Below are 14,580 nucleotides of genomic sequence, written 5' to 3'. Positions count from 1 at the left end.
GGCCCAAAACCCATGGGGCGAATCGAATATATTTACTTCTTAGGAAACGACCCTTGTGGCACAATTCCCCAGCGAAGAGCCAGACATTGTTCGAAGTGGAGCATCCACCACATCGAGAATGTTATACTCCGAAGAATGTATGACTTGTTTTCGTCCATTTGCTCGCAGTAACCCTGCGGTGATCTCATCCTGAGAGGAGAAATATGAAAAAATTTGCCAAGCTCGCGCTCGTTGCAGCTACCGCAGTAATGGCTGCATCCGCTCAAGCCCAGTCCGTCCCCTATGAAAAGAAGGCAGTGAACGACAACTGGGGCAACGGTACGAGCGAGTACGTGTGGAAGAATGGCACGAACGAGCTCTGCTGGCGCGACAGCTCCTGGACTCCGGCCACCGCCAACGCCCTGTGCGACGGCGCCCTGGCCCCCGCAGCCCCGGCCGCACCGGCACCGGCTCCGGTGGCACCGCCGGTTGTGTCGAGCGAGAAGGTCACTTTCGCTGCTGACACCCTGTTCGACTTTGACAAGGCCGTGCTGAAGCCCGAAGGCAAGGCCAAGCTGGACGACCTGGTCTCGAAGCTGCAAGGCATCACCCTGGAAGTCATCATCGCCGTTGGTCACACCGACTCGTTCGGTTCGGACAAGTACAACGATCGCCTGTCGATCCGTCGTGCTGAATCGGTCAAGGCTTACCTGGTGAGCAAGGGCGTTGAAGCCAACCGTGTCTACACCGAAGGCAAGGGCAAGCGCCAGCTGAAGGTCGATCCGAAGTCGTGCAAGGGCAACCGCAAGGCCCAGATCGCCTGCCAGCAGCCGAACCGCCGCGTGGAAGTCGAAGTGGTCGGCACCCGCAGCGCACGTTAATCGGATCCCTTCCGATGAAGAAAAGCCCAGCGCAAGCTGGGCTTTTTTTTTGGTACCGTTTTTTTGGTACAGTTGCCTCGACCTCCCCCTTCACATTCGCCGGCGCAGGTAGCCAGCCGCCGCCCCCCCCTACGATGACGTTGCAATCGCAAACCCTGTCCGCCGCCACGCAGGATCCGCTGCGCCGGAATGCCGACCCCAAGGAAATCGACAAGTTCAGCGAACTGGCCCACCGCTGGTGGGACCCGGAGAGCGAATTCAAGCCGCTGCATGAGCTGAACCCCCTGCGCCTGGAGTGGATCGACGGCATCGCCGGGCTTGCCGGCAAGCGCGTGGTTGACGTCGGCTGCGGCGGCGGCATCCTGTCCGAGAGCATGGCGCGCCTGGGCGCTACTGTGCGCGGCATCGATCTCTCGACCAAGGCACTCAAGGTGGCAGACCTGCACAGCCTCGAGTCCGGCGTTGTGGTCAACTACGAGGAGATCGCCGCTGAAGCGCTGGCCGCCCGTGAGCCGGCCAGCGTGGATGTCGTGACCTGCATGGAGATGCTGGAACACGTGCCCGATCCCGCGTCGATCGTCCGGGCCTGCGCGACGCTGGTGAAGCCCGGCGGCTACGTGTTTTTCTCGACCATCAATCGCAACCTCAAGGCCTACCTGCTGGCCATCGTCGGCGCCGAGTACGTGCTCAATATGCTGCCGCGCGGCACGCACGACTACGACAAGTTCATCACCCCGTCCGAGCTGGCGCGTTTCGCCCGCCAGGCCGGCCTGGACCTGATCGAGATGCGCGGCATGACCTACAACCCGTTGTCGCAGGTCTATTCGCTGAACCGCGACACCGATGTGAACTACATGATGGCGTTCCGCCGGGTGGCGGCATGAGGGCAGGCATCGCAGGCGTCTTTTTCGACCTGGACGGCACGCTCGCGGACACGGCCCCGGATCTCGCGGCAGCGGCCAACCGGCTGGTGGTCGAGCGCGGCAACCCGCCAGTGGCCTATGAGAAGCTGCGCCCGGTCGCCTCGCACGGCGCGCGCGGCCTGCTCGGCGCGGCTTTCGGGCTGCGCCCGGAGGACGCGGATTTCCCCGCGCTGCGCGACATCTTCCTGGACTACTACGAGGCCGACATCGCAGTGCACACGCGCCTGTTCGACGGCATGCCGCAGGTGCTGTCGGCGCTGGAGGCGGCGGGCATCCCGTGGGGCATCGTCACCAACAAAATCGCCCGCTTCACGGTGCCGCTGGTGGCCGCCATCGGCCTGGCACCGCGCGCCAGCGCCGTGGTCAGCGGCGACACCACGCCGCATGCCAAGCCCCACCCCGCCCCGCTGCTGCACGCCGCCGCCAGCGCCGGCGTCGATCCGCGCCGCTGCGTCTACGTCGGCGACGACCTGCGCGACATCCAGGCCGGCAAGGCCGCGGGGATGATCACGGTCACCGCCGCTTATGGCTATTGCGGCGACGGCGAACCGCCGGAGACGTGGGGTGCCGACCACCTGGTGCGCCACCCCGCCGAGCTGATCCCCTTGCTCGTCCCCGCCGCGGTCGCCTGAGTGCCGTGCACGGGGCACCCCAGCCCCGGCTGGAACTCCCCGAGACAGCTTGCGTCCAACCGGGTACAATCCAGCTTCCTCACTGGGGCCGACCTGGTTTCGACGTGGGTTACAAAGCAGTGGAGGGCATACCGAGGACCCGTCACCTCGTTAATCAATGGGAATGCAATAACTGCTAACGACGAACGTTACGCACTGGCCGCTTAATTGCGGCCGTCCTCGCACTGGCTCGCTGACGGGCTAGGGTCGCAAGACCAAGCGAGGTCATTTACGTCAGATAAGCTCCGGAAGTGTCACGGGTCCGGGGACGAAAATCTAGTGACTCGCCGTCGTAGAGCGTGTTCGTCCGCGATGCGCCGGTTAAATCAAATGACAGAACTAAGTATGTAGAACTCTCTGTGGAGGGCTTGCGGACGCGGGTTCGATTCCCGCCGGCTCCACCAGTACACGCTCCCCGGCATCGTCGGCCAGGGCGATCGAAGCAACGGGCCTCCTGGCCCGTTTTTTCGTTTACCGGCTAGGCATCGCCAACGCGGGGTCGGGCGGCGTGGCCAGCGGCGCGGGCGTGCAGATCTTATCTGTAACGGGCCCACCGGTCTGGCACTGCGCCGGGACCGCGAGCGACTACAATAGCCGGTTGCCGTCCTCCACGCCCTTCGCCATGTCAGACCATCCCCGCTTCACCATCAACCGTTCCATGGTTGCCCTGGTCCCGGAACAACCGTTCCTGGATTGGATCCAGGCGGTCGATCCGCAGCCGGTCGCCGGCCTCACACTCGAACACGTGCGCGAAGACCAGAGCGTGTTCCTGGTGCCCGAAGAGCTGGCCGACACGCATGAGAACGCGGTGCGCTGGGTCGAGAAGCGCTGGCAGGCGTTCTTCGAATTCATGCTCGGCGAGTGGTTCGACGACTCGATGTGGCCCGAGACGCTGACGCTGGAGATGTTCCGTGCGTGGTTCAGCGTGCGCTATCACTCGATGGTGTTCGACATGGTGCCCGACGTGCCGGTCATGCACGAGGACTGGGAAGAGGACGACGACTCGCCGGACCTGCTTCACTAATCCCCCACACACCATCGCGCATCCCGGCGCAAATCGCAGTGACTGGGAGGTAGCAAGCACTTGCCTGCACGACTCCCCCAAGCTTGCCCACCGCATTAGGAATATTCCGAGCACAGGCGTAGCGCTGTACGCCCAGAGTTGTTTCGTCCTCAACAGGCTCGGTGGACCTGTTCATCGGGGGCGCGTCCGGCGCCCTTGCCGGGCAAGATCCGGCATGCCGCAACTCTACGACCTATGATCCGAATCCGCTTCCCTCGCGCGCTCAGGCGCTGGCTCCTGGTGTTTGCATTCCTGGCTGCACCTGGGCGGCATGCCGACGCCAGAAACGGTATCGAGTTCGATGGTGTTCACGCTGGACTACCAGTAGCGCTGCCAGCCTGCCGGTAGCAGCGCCTTGCGGCCGCGCCGCTTCAGAGGAAGCGGTCCAGGATCTTGCGGCTGTGCTTGTCCAGCGCCATCAGGTCGCGGATCAGGTAGTGGATGCCATGGCTGTCCGACACCAGCAGCGTGCTGCCAGTCAGGCGCCGGATAGCCTCTTCCCCCCGCAGCACCAGCGAGGTCTGGCCGCGGTCGGTCTGCACCGTCCACACGCTGGGCGTGGCGTAGGTCGACACGCTGACGATGTGGCGGATCTCGGGCATGAACTCGCGCGACGCGAGCTCTTCTTCGATCAGGCTGCGCTCGGCCTGCGGCAGGTCTTCCAGGCGCGGAATCCACACCACTTCGTGCCCGTCGGTGCTCATCAGGCCGATGCCGCCTTGCGGCGCGGAAATCGGGAAGGCGCGCACCGGCACCACGCCTTCGTGGATGTTGCCGTCGGCGTCGGTCAGCACCAGGCGGCCGAAAGCATTGCGGTCAAGTGTGAACATGGCTGTCTGCGTGGCCGCTTGGATGTGATCAGGCATTGGCGGCCTCCGGCGTTTCCATCAGGGCTTTGTCTTCTTCGATGTTGTCTTCAGTATCGACATTGCGGGCTTGCGCCTGATACAGCTTGTAGTAGGCGCCTTCTCGCAGCAGCAGCTCGTCGTGGCTGCCGACCTCTACGATCTGGCCGCGGTCCATCACCACCAGGCGATCGGCCTTGCGCAGCGTCGACAGCCGGTGCGCGATGGCGATGGTGGTGCGGCCCTGCACCAGGTTGTCGAGCGCCTTCTGGATTTCCTTCTCCGTAGCGGTGTCGACCGACGAGGTGGCCTCGTCCATGATCAGGATGCGCGGGTTGATCAGCAGCGCGCGCGCGATCGAGATGCGCTGGCGCTCGCCGCCCGACAGCGCCTGGCCGCGCTCACCGACCAGCGAGTCGTAGCCATGCGGCAGCCGCAGGACGAATTCATGCGCATGCGCGGCGCGCGCGGCGGCGATGATCTCCTCGCGCGTGGCATCGGGCTTGCCGTAGGCAATGTTGTCGGCGATGGTGCCGAAGAACAGGAACGGCTCCTGCAACACCAGCCCGATATGGCGGCGGTACTCGGACACCGGCAGCGAACGGATATCGACACCGTCGACGCGGATCGCGCCCTCTGACACGTCATAGAAGCGGCAGATCAGGTTGACCAGCGTGCTCTTGCCCGAGCCGCTGTGGCCCACCAGGCCGATCATCTCGCCCGGCGCGATCGACAGGTCCAGCCCGCGGATCACCGCGCGGTTGCCATAGCGGAAGCCCAGGTCGCGCATGTCGATGGCGCCCTCGACCTTGTCGAGCTTCGCGGGCCGCACCGGCTCCGGCACGCTCGACACATGGTCGAGGATGTCGAAGATACGCTTGGCGCCGGCCGCGGCCTTCTGCGTCACCGAGACGATGCGGCTCATCGAATCCAGCCGCGTGTAGAAGCGGCTGATATAGGTCAGGAACGCCACCAGCACGCCCACCGTGATGGCGCTGTGCGACACCTGCCAGATACCGAACACCCACACGATCAGCAGGCCAATCTCAGTCAGCAACGTCACCGTCGGCGTGAACAGCGACCACACCGCATTGACGCGGTCGTTGATCGCCAGGTTGTGCTTGTTGGCCTCGCGGAAGCGCGCCACTTCACGCTTCTCCTGCGCAAACGCCTTGACCACGCGGATACCGGGAATGGTATCGGCCAGCACGTTGGTGATTTCCGACCAGATCCGGTCGATCTTCTCGAAGCCGTGGCGCAGGCGGTCGCGCACCAGGTGGATCATCCACGCGATAAACGGCAGCGGCACCAGCGTCACCAGCGCCAGCCACGGGTTGATCGACACCAGGATCACCGCGGTCATCACGATCATCAGCACGTCGGTGGCGAAATCCAGCAGGTGCAGCGACAGGAACACACAGATGCGATCGCTTTCCGAGCCGATGCGCGCCATCAGGTCGCCGGTGCGCTTTCCGCCGAAGTATTCCAGTGAAAGCTTTAACAGGTGTTCGTAGGTAGTTGTACGCAGGTCGGCGCCGATGCGCTCCGATACGCGCGCCAGCAGGTAGGTGCGTGCCCAACCCAGGCTCCACGCCACCATTGCCGCGCCGAAGAGGCCCGCCAAGTACAGCCGCACCAGGTCGTAGTCGATCGGCACGCCGTTCTGGAACGGGATCAGCACCTTGTCCATCAGCGGCATGGTCAAGTACGGCGGCACCAGCGTGGCGGCAGTGGACAGCACGGTGAGCAGGAAACCGGCCAGCAGCTGCCATTGGTACGGCCGGGCGAAGCGCCACAAGCGCAGCAGCGCCCAGGTGGAAGGCGGCGTTTCCAGCTCACGGCTGCATTGCGGACACTGTTCCTCCTCAGGCGGCAGCGGCGCCTTGCAGGTCGGGCACGGCACTTCGCCGACGTCGGGCATGGCGCTGGCGCTGGCGGCGTCGCGCCGGGCCTGGAACTGGTCGGCAAGCCGCAAGGCGGACGGATTGTAACCAAGCGTATATCGCCAGGTGGCCAGCCGCCCCCCTGGCCCGCTCAGTTCGAGCGTGCCGACGCCGGCATGGTCAGCGTGGGTCAGGCGCAGGGAAGGCCCAATGTTCCATTCCCGCACATTTTTTTCACCGGGAGCCCGGGCAACGATGCGCTGGTCCGTCACAACCAGCCACCCTTGGGTAAAATGCAGCCTCGCGTCGAGGTCCAGCTCCAGTCCGGCCAGGACGGACTCGCCGGGTCGGAGCCACGATCCGGAATCAGTTCGCCAGGGCTCTTCGGCCACGGGGGTGTTGAGGGCAGGCAAGGAGGACTGGGTCATGTAAGGCGGCGTGCGTCCAGGGGGTACGGACATAACTTGAAACAATTTAAGCCGGGCACGCGCTGGCGGCCCGCGAATTCGCCCGCAGTATACATAACGACGAACGAGCGGGTAGTCCTGATGCATTGCACAAACACTTTTAAGCCAAGAAAGTCAACCCGTACAACGCTGTAACGTTACTGAAAGGTTAGGCTTCCATTTCTCGGGCGTTCCGCCCACTGCCTCAAGCTAATTCAATGAAAAAGAAGGACATTGAGATTTTCGATGTCATGTCGCTGCGCGGCCCGAATATGTGGACATATCGGCCCGTCCTGGAGGCATGGGTCGATATCGGGGAACTGGAGGATTTTCCCTCCAACACGATTCCGGGGTTCTACGAGCGCCTGTCGGCCTGGCTGCCGTCGCTGGTCGAGCATCGCTGCAGCATCGGCGAGCGCGGCGGCTTCCTGCAACGCCTTAAGGAAGGCACCTGGCCGGGCCATATCCTGGAACACGTGACGCTTGAGCTGCAGAACCTGGCGGGCATGCCGGGCGGCTTCGGCAAGGCCCGCGAGACCCCGGTGCGCGGCGTCTACAAGGTCATCGTACGCGCCTGGCACGAAGAAGTAACCCGCGCCGCCCTGTTCACCGCCCGCGACCTGGTCATGGCCGCGATCGAGGACCGTCCCTTCGACGTCCCCGCCGCCGTGGACAACCTGCGCCGCCTGGTCGACGAGCACTGCCTGGGCCCGAGCACCGCCTGCATCGTCGATGCCGCGGACGACCGCGATATCCCGGCGCTGCGCCTGTCCGACGGCAACCTGGTCCAACTCGGTTACGGCGCACGCCAGCGCCGCATCTGGACCGCCGAGACCGACCGCACCAGCGCCATCGGCGAGAGCATCTCGCGCGACAAGGACCTGACCAAGAGTCTGCTGGAATCCTGCGGCGTGCCGGTGCCGGAAGGCCGCATGGTCGAGTCGCCGGAAGACGCCTGGGACGCCGCCGAGGACATCGGCGTGCCGGTGGTGGTCAAGCCCTATGACGGCAACCACGGCCGCGGCGTGTTCACCAACCTGGTGGTCCGCGAGGAAGTCGAGACCGCCTACGGCGTGGCCATCGAGGAAGGCAGCGGCGTCATCGTCGAGCGCTTTATCCCCGGCAACGAGCACCGCCTGCTGGTGGTCGGCGGCCGCCTGGTCGCCGCCGCGATGGGCGAGACCGCCAGCGTCGTCGGCGACGGCAAGTCGACCATCGACGAGCTGATCGAATTGCAGATCAATTCCGATCCGCGCCGCGGCAACACCGAAGACCATCCGCTGAACCGCGTGCGCCTCGATTCGGCCGCGCGCCTGGAACTGAAGCGCCAGGGCATGGATGGCAGCTCGGTGCCGCCGGAAGGCAAGAATGTGCTGATCCAGCGCAACGGCAACGTCGCCTTCGACGTGACCGACCGCGTGCACCCGAGCGTGGCCGCGCATGCCGCGCTGGCCGCGCGCGTGGTCGGCCTGGACATCGCCGGCGTCGACCTGGTGGCCGAGGACATCTCGCGCCCGCTGGCCGAACAACGCGGCGCCATCGTCGAGGTCAACGCCGGCCCCGGCCTGCTGATGCATATCAAGCCGGCCGAAGGCACGCCGCGCCCGGTGGGCCGTGCCATCGTCGATCACCTGTTCCCCGAGAACGACCAAGGCCGCATTCCGCTGGTGGGCGTGACCGGCACCAATGGCAAGACCGTGGTCGCGCGCTTGGTCGCGCGCCTGCTGCAGCTGTCGGGCAAGCACACCGGCCTGGCCTGCAGCGACGGCCTGTACCTGGACCGCCGCCAGGTGGAAAGCGGCGACCGCGCCAACTGGGAAGCGGGCCACCGCATCCTGATGAACCGCGCGGTGGAAGCCGCCGTGTTCGAGACCGACAGCGGCAGCATCCTGTCCGAAGGCCTGCCCTATGACCGATGCCAGGTTGGCGTGGTCACCAACTTCGACCAGCCCGACCACCTCGGCGACTACTACGTCGAGGACGAAGACCGCATGTACAACGTGCTGCGCACGCAGGTCGACGTGGTGCTCAAGCACGGCGCCGCCGTGCTCAACGCGCGCGACGAACGCCTGGTGGAAATGGCCGAACTGTGCGACGGCGACGTGATCTTCTTCGGCCTGACGCCGGAGCTGCCCGCGATCGTGTCGCACCGCGCCGCCGGCAAGCGCGCGGTGTACCTGCGCGAAGGCAAGATCGTGCTGGCTAACGGGAACAGCGAAACCCCTCTGGTCGACGTGGCCGCGGTGCCGCTGACCTATGCCGGCCGCGTCGCGTTCCAGATCGAGAACGTGCTGGCCGCCGTGGCCGCGGGCTGGGCGCTGGGCATCTCCAACGACCTGATCCGCGCCGGTGTGGTGACCTTCGACGTCGGCCAGGTCGACGTGCCGGGCCGCTTCACGCTGTTCGAGCGCAACGGCGCCACCGTGGTGGTCGACGACGCCCACAACGCCCCCGCGCTGGAAGCGCTGGTCGCTGCGCTGGACCGCTTCCCGGCCGATCGCCGCATGGTGGTCTACGGTGCCGGCGTGCAGCGTCGCGATGAAGACCTGGTGCGCCAGGGCAAGGTGCTGGGCCAGCGTTTCGACCGCGTCTTCCTGTGCGAAGACCGCAGCGTCAAGCGCGCCGTGCCCGATGCCGAGGCGCGCGCGCAGCTCAAGCAAGGCCTGTATGAAGGGCGCCGCGTGACCAAGATCATCGACGAAGGCAAGCGCGCCAGCGCCATCGAAACCGCGCTCGGCCAACTGGTGCCGGGCGACCTGCTGGTACTGCAGTGCGACGAGGCCGCCACCGGCGCCACCGTCGACCTGGTGCACCACTGGATGGGCCAGCCTGCGCGCCGCGCCTGAGCGCGGCCCCAAGCTGAACCGCGCACAGAAGAACACGGAAACCGTTCTATGGAAGTCTCACGTATCCGGGCCCTGCGGGGCCCGAACCTGTGGTGCCGCCACACCGCGATCGAGGCCATCGTGGCCTGCCAGGACCAGTCCGACATGCTGTCGGCACTGCCCGGCTTTGAAGACCGGCTGCGCGCCCGTTTCCCGGAAGTCGGGCCGCTGCACCCGGACGAGGAAGCCGGCGAAATGTCGCTGGCCCACGTGCTGGAAATGACGGCACTGCGCCTGCAGGCCGCCGCCGGCTGCCCGGTCACGTTCAGCCGCACCGGCCAGACGGTCGAGCCCGGCACCTATCAGGTGGTGGTGCAGTACAGCGAGGAAGAAGTCGGCCGCCTGGCATTCGAACTGGCCGAGGCCCTGTGCCTGGCCGCGCGCGACGACACCGCCTTTGACCTGGCCGACGCGCTGCACCGCCTGCGCGAGCTGGACGAGGACGTGCGCCTGGGGCCGAGCACCGGCTCCATCGTCTACGCCGCCATGGCGCGCGGCATTCCCTACCGCCGCCTGACACAGGGTTCGATGGTGCAGTTCGGCTGGGGCAGCAAGCAGCGCCGCATCCAGGCCGCCGAGACCGACCGCACCAGCGCCGTCGCCGAATCGATCGCGCAGGACAAGGATCTGACCAAGAGCCTGCTGCACGCCGCCGGCGTGCCGGTGCCGCTGGGCCGCTCGGTGCGCAGCGCCGAACAGGCCTGGGCCGCCGCGCAGGAAATCAACGCCCCGGTGGTGGTCAAGCCGCGCGACGGCAACCAGGGCAAGGGCGTGGCCGTGCGCATCCGCACCCGCGAGGAAGTGATGACGGCCTACGAGGTCGCCTCGGACATCAGCTCCGACGTGATCGTCGAGCGCTATATCCCGGGCCATGACTTCCGCCTGCTGGTGGTCGGCAAACAACTGGTGGCGGCCGCGCGCCGCGACCCGCCGCAGGTCACCGGCGACGGCGTGCATACCGTGCGCCAGCTGGTCGAGGAAGTGAACCGCGACCCGCGGCGCGGCGAAGGCCATGCGACCTCGCTGACCAAGATCCGCTTCGACGATATCGCGCTGGCCGTGCTGGCCAAGCAGAACCTGACCGCCGATTCCGTGCCGGCCAAGGGCACGCGCGTGGTCCTGCGCAATAACGCCAACCTGTCCACCGGCGGCAGCGCCACCGACGTGACCGACGACGTGCATCCGGACATCGCCGCGCGCGCCGTGGCCGCGGCCCAGATGGTGGGCCTGGATATCGCCGGCGTCGATGCGGTGTGCGAGACCATGCTCAAGCCGTTCGAGGAACAGGCCGGCGGCATCGTCGAGGTCAACGCCGCGCCGGGCCTGCGCATGCACCTGCAGCCGTCGTACGGCAAGGGCCGCGCGGTCGGCGAGGCGATCGTCTCGACCATGTTCGCCGATGGCGACGATGGCCGCATTCCCGTGGTGGCGGTCTCCGGCACCAACGGCAAGACTACGACCGTGCGCCTCATCACCCATATCATGGCCGCCAGCGGCCTGCGCATGGGCATGACCGGCACCGACGGCGTATATATCCGCGGCGAGCGCATCGACACGGGCGACTGCAGCGGCCCGCGCAGCGCGCGCAACGTGCTGCTGCACCCGGACGTGGATGCGGCCGTGTTCGAGACCGCGCGCGGCGGCCTGCTGCGCGAAGGCCTGGCGTTCGACCGCTGCGACGTGGCGGTGGTGACCAACGTCGGCGAAGGCGACCACCTGGGCCTGTCCTACATCAACTCGGTGGATGACCTGGCGGTGCTCAAGAGCGTGATCGTGCAGAACGTCGCGCCGCACGGCATGGCCGTGCTCAATGCCGCCGACCCGATGGTGGTGCGCATGGCCGACGCCTGCCCCGGCAGCGTCACGTTCTTCGCGCACGATCCCAACCAGCCGGCCATGGCCACGCACCGTGCGCAGGGCAAGCGCGTGGTGTTCGTCGACGGCGCCGAGATCGTTGCCTCCGAGGGCGTTACCGAAGTACGCATCGCGCTGGCGGAAATCCCGCTGACTCGCAACGGCACCATCGGCTTCCAGGTCGAGAATGCGATGTCGTCGATCGCTGCCGCGTGGGCGCTTGGCATCGACTGGAGCATCATCCGCCGCGGCCTGGCCACCTTCGTCAACGATGCGCAGACCGCGCCGGGTCGCTTCAACGTGTTCGACTACCGCGGCGCCACGCTGATCGCCGACTACGGCCACAACCCGGATGCGATTCAGGCGCTGTGCAATGCCGTCGAGACCATCACCGCCAAGCGGCGCGTGGTGGTGATCAGCGGCGCAGGCGACCGCCGCGACGACGATATCCGCCGGCAAACCCAGATCCTGGGCGGCGTGTTCGACGAGGTGATCCTGTACCAGGACCAGTGCCAGCGTGGCCGCACCGATGGCGAGGTGCTGGCGCTGCTGCGCGAGGGCCTGCAAGGCGCGCAGCGCGCCGGCAAGGTCGAGGAGATCCGTGGCGAATTCCTCGCCATCGACACGGCGTTGTCGCACCTGCAATCCGGCGACCTGTGCCTGGTCCTGGTGGACCAGGTGGAAGAGGCGCTGGAGCATATTGCCGGCCGCATCGCGCAGGGCTGATCGCGCGACCGTCTCGCACGCTGGCGGTTTGCTCCCCTCTCCCGCTTGCGGGAGAGGGGCCGGGAGAGGGCATGAGTGTCAAAGGCTGAGGCCGGTGGGTTAAACCGTTGGCTTCGCTTCATGTGGCTCCTTGCTAGCCCACCCCTCTCCCCAACCCTCTCCCCCTGAGGGGACTTGCCTTTACCCACAACTTCCGGCGGCTTACTCGTTTTTCTGGAAGATCCGATACATTTCGGTGATTTCGTGCAAAACGAGGAAGCCGCGCCAGAGGACAGTAGCACCGGGGGGATCGTCGTTTTTGCGACCCAGGTAGCCGCCGAGCTTGGCGATCCAAAGGACCGCTTCGCTGAGTTTGGGTGCCTGCTCCGGTGGCTTGGTTGTGCCGTGCGTGCGGCAGTACAAGGCCTGCCATTCGAGCGATTGCAGTAGCACCGAGCAAGGGATATCGGCTTCGAGCCGGCCCAGCATAGTCGCATACAAGATGCGCCAGCCGATTACGGCGAACAGGGCCGTGGCCCGCAGGAACCGCTCCAGCGTCCCGAACTGCCGGGCTTCGATCTGGCAGCCACTTTTCAGGACACGATGCCAGGATTGTCGGGTAAAGGACTGGCGCGGTGCTCGGCTTGTCCGGCCCGTTTCCAGCCCCTCCCCATAAGAACTGCTCGTGAGGTTTTCCCTCAAGCAGCTCACCCAGTGAGATTCATCGCAAGGGTTATGAGTCCTATCGGTGTGGCGACCACTTTCACGCGAACCCCTCCGCGCCCGACAGCGGGCGCGTCTTCCAGTCCCAGAACAGTCCCAGGACTCCGTAGAGGTACTCGTTACTCCATCGTCGCCACCCGATGCTCGTCTTCTGGCGTCGCTTGCGCCGCGTTAGCAGGGTTCGAACCTTCATTTCCAGATAGTCGCGCACCTCGCTGAAGGCGCGACTGGCGTTGCCGACCCGGAAGTAGTTGACCCATCCCGCCACCGCAGCGTTGAGTTTCGCGACCAGCTTCACGGCCGGGGTCGAGCCTCCATGCCGGATGATGTCGCGGATCCTCGCCTTGATGGCTTGGCGAGCCTTCTTCTTGGGGGTCATCAGGACGAAGTACCCGTTCCCCGCTCGTTTGCGCACGCGACGCAGGTCGAATCCCAGAAACCCAAAGGCGTCCTCCTTCAATGTATCCACCACAATGGTTTTCTCCGTGTTCAACTCGACGCCTAGCGGCACGAGTTGTTCCCGCAAACGCTGCAGGGCACGTTCAGCCCAGCCGCGTTTGGTGTGGTGGCCACTGACGGTGATGACAATGTCGTCAGCAAACCGGTGATAGTTCACTGCCTCGTAAGGGCCCTGTGCCGTCTTGCGTCGAATCTCATCGAACATCCAGTCAATCTCATTCAAGTAGATGTTCGCAGCGAGTGGGCTAAATGGGCCACCTTGCGGTACCCCAACTTTGCCCGCTGCTTTGATAACCTGCTTGACCAAGTGCATGACCTGAGGATCCTGAATGCGCTTCGCGATCTTGCCCAACAGGGTTGAATGTTGAATTGTGTCAAAGTAGCGCGACAAATCCACATCAACCACCGTCGACATGCGCCGCAGCACACTGCGTCTGACTTCCGCCAGCGCGCGGTGTGGGGACCGCTTCGGTCGGAACCCGTAGGAGTTCGGGCAGAAGTCCGCCTCGAATACCGCTTCGAGGATCAGTTTCAGCGCCCCCTGCACCACGCGGTCGCGGATGCAAGGAACCTGGAGAACGCGGACCTTGCCATTGCTCTTCGGGATCTCTACCCTGCGGTTCGGCTTGGGTTCATACCTGCCTGTTTTGAGGTCTGCCTGAATCTCCGCAAGGAATACAGTACGTCCCGATGCCTCGATGTCTTCAAAACTCAGATCATCGATTCCCGGCGCACCGCCGTTCCTCTTGGCGATACGGTAGGCCTCGTCGAGGGTTTCACTCTTCGCAATATGTACGAAGAGCCCCCAGAAGCGATGAGTCTTGTCAGACTTCGCCTTGCGATATATCCGCCTTCTCAGTTCCTGCAGACTGCCGGATGCCTTTGTCATTTCATCCCTGCCTCACCTTGTTGGGCGGAGTACTCACCGGTCCGGGCCCTTCCCTCCGGGCGCGTTTTGCTGCACGCCCATCGACAGTACTACGACCCGATCCGTCACCCTGGCACCTATGCCCGCATTTCCCACTCGCGGTTATAGCGGACATCTCCTCGACGGGATTTCTCCGCCGGGTGCCGAGGGCTTCTCCAGTTTCCACGTTATCCTTCACACCATGTCGCCGCTGATACCCCGCCGGTGAGAGTTGCCGCATCGGACTCGTTTCGGACAACTCTTGCTGCTTTCGCGCGTTATCGACCGTCTCAGCCACCGGGTTTTCGTGTGACGAGGCTACATCTGCGTTCACTGCACGTTGCAACCTGGTGCGT

Annotated in this window: 10 protein-coding genes and 1 other RNA gene; 7 read left to right on the top strand and 4 right to left on the bottom strand. The window is 65.2% G+C overall.

What is annotated here, in order from left to right; translation table 11 throughout:
* Positions 1 to 203: 203 nt before the first annotated feature.
* The 5 genes from ompA to K307_RS29595 all read left to right on the top strand — a co-directional run bounded on the left by ompA (position 204) and on the right by K307_RS29595 (position 3,478).
* Positions 204 to 860, top strand: a complete 657-nt coding sequence (gene ompA / locus K307_RS29610) for an outer membrane protein OmpA (RefSeq protein ID WP_042884472.1) — start codon at positions 204 to 206, stop codon at positions 858 to 860.
* A gap of 134 nt (positions 861 to 994) precedes the next feature.
* The gene (gene ubiG, locus K307_RS29605) at positions 995 to 1,744 is read left to right on the top strand and encodes a bifunctional 2-polyprenyl-6-hydroxyphenol methylase/3-demethylubiquinol 3-O-methyltransferase UbiG (protein WP_042884471.1); all 750 of its coding nucleotides are present in this window, start codon (positions 995 to 997) and stop codon (positions 1,742 to 1,744) included.
* A complete protein-coding gene (gene gph / locus K307_RS29600; RefSeq protein WP_042884470.1) occupies positions 1,741 to 2,415 on the top strand; it encodes a phosphoglycolate phosphatase in 675 nt (224 codons plus the stop codon). The genes ubiG and gph overlap by 4 nt, the downstream gene beginning before the upstream one ends.
* Positions 2,416 to 2,499: 84 nt before the next feature.
* Positions 2,500 to 2,858, top strand: a transfer-messenger RNA (tmRNA) gene (ssrA, locus tag K307_RS44895).
* 218 nt (positions 2,859 to 3,076) lie between these two features.
* Positions 3,077 to 3,478, top strand: a complete 402-nt coding sequence (locus tag K307_RS29595) for a hypothetical protein (protein WP_042884469.1) — start codon at positions 3,077 to 3,079, stop codon at positions 3,476 to 3,478.
* 410 nt (positions 3,479 to 3,888) lie between these two features.
* Here the strand turns inward: K307_RS29595 and K307_RS29590 are convergent, their stop codons facing one another.
* Positions 3,889 to 4,383, bottom strand: a complete 495-nt coding sequence (locus tag K307_RS29590; protein ID WP_042884467.1) for a DUF1854 domain-containing protein — start codon at positions 4,381 to 4,383, stop codon at positions 3,889 to 3,891.
* Complete coding sequence (locus K307_RS29585) at positions 4,376 to 6,673, bottom strand: ABC transporter ATP-binding protein (RefSeq protein ID WP_042884466.1); 2,298 nt, start codon at positions 6,671 to 6,673, stop codon at positions 4,376 to 4,378. Before K307_RS29585 ends, K307_RS29590 begins: the two co-directional genes overlap by 8 nt.
* A gap of 236 nt (positions 6,674 to 6,909) precedes the next feature.
* Here K307_RS29585 and cphA (K307_RS29580) point away from each other — a divergent pair, with 236 nt between their 5' ends.
* Together cphA (K307_RS29580) and cphA (K307_RS29575) are read left to right on the top strand one after the other, a co-directional pair.
* Complete coding sequence (gene cphA, locus K307_RS29580; protein ID WP_042884465.1) at positions 6,910 to 9,537, top strand: cyanophycin synthetase; 2,628 nt, start codon at positions 6,910 to 6,912, stop codon at positions 9,535 to 9,537.
* A gap of 48 nt (positions 9,538 to 9,585) precedes the next feature.
* Complete coding sequence (cphA, locus tag K307_RS29575; RefSeq protein WP_042884464.1) at positions 9,586 to 12,156, top strand: cyanophycin synthetase; 2,571 nt, start codon at positions 9,586 to 9,588, stop codon at positions 12,154 to 12,156.
* A gap of 201 nt (positions 12,157 to 12,357) precedes the next feature.
* Here the strand turns inward: cphA (K307_RS29575) and K307_RS29570 are convergent, their stop codons facing one another.
* Together K307_RS29570 and ltrA are read right to left on the bottom strand one after the other, a co-directional pair.
* Positions 12,358 to 12,837, bottom strand: a complete 480-nt coding sequence (locus K307_RS29570) for an IS4 family transposase (protein ID WP_230626169.1) — start codon at positions 12,835 to 12,837, stop codon at positions 12,358 to 12,360.
* 61 nt (positions 12,838 to 12,898) lie between these two features.
* Positions 12,899 to 14,206, bottom strand: coding sequence for a group II intron reverse transcriptase/maturase (gene ltrA / locus K307_RS29565; RefSeq protein WP_042876603.1), 1,308 nt, complete (start codon positions 14,204 to 14,206; stop codon positions 12,899 to 12,901).
* Between the last annotated feature and the right edge of the window lie 374 nt (positions 14,207 to 14,580).

This window comes from Cupriavidus necator A5-1 (genome assembly GCF_000744095.1).
Classification (GTDB): Bacteria; Pseudomonadota; Gammaproteobacteria; order Burkholderiales; family Burkholderiaceae; genus Cupriavidus; species Cupriavidus necator_A.
This window is presented reverse-complemented; position numbering and strand designations above follow the sequence as displayed.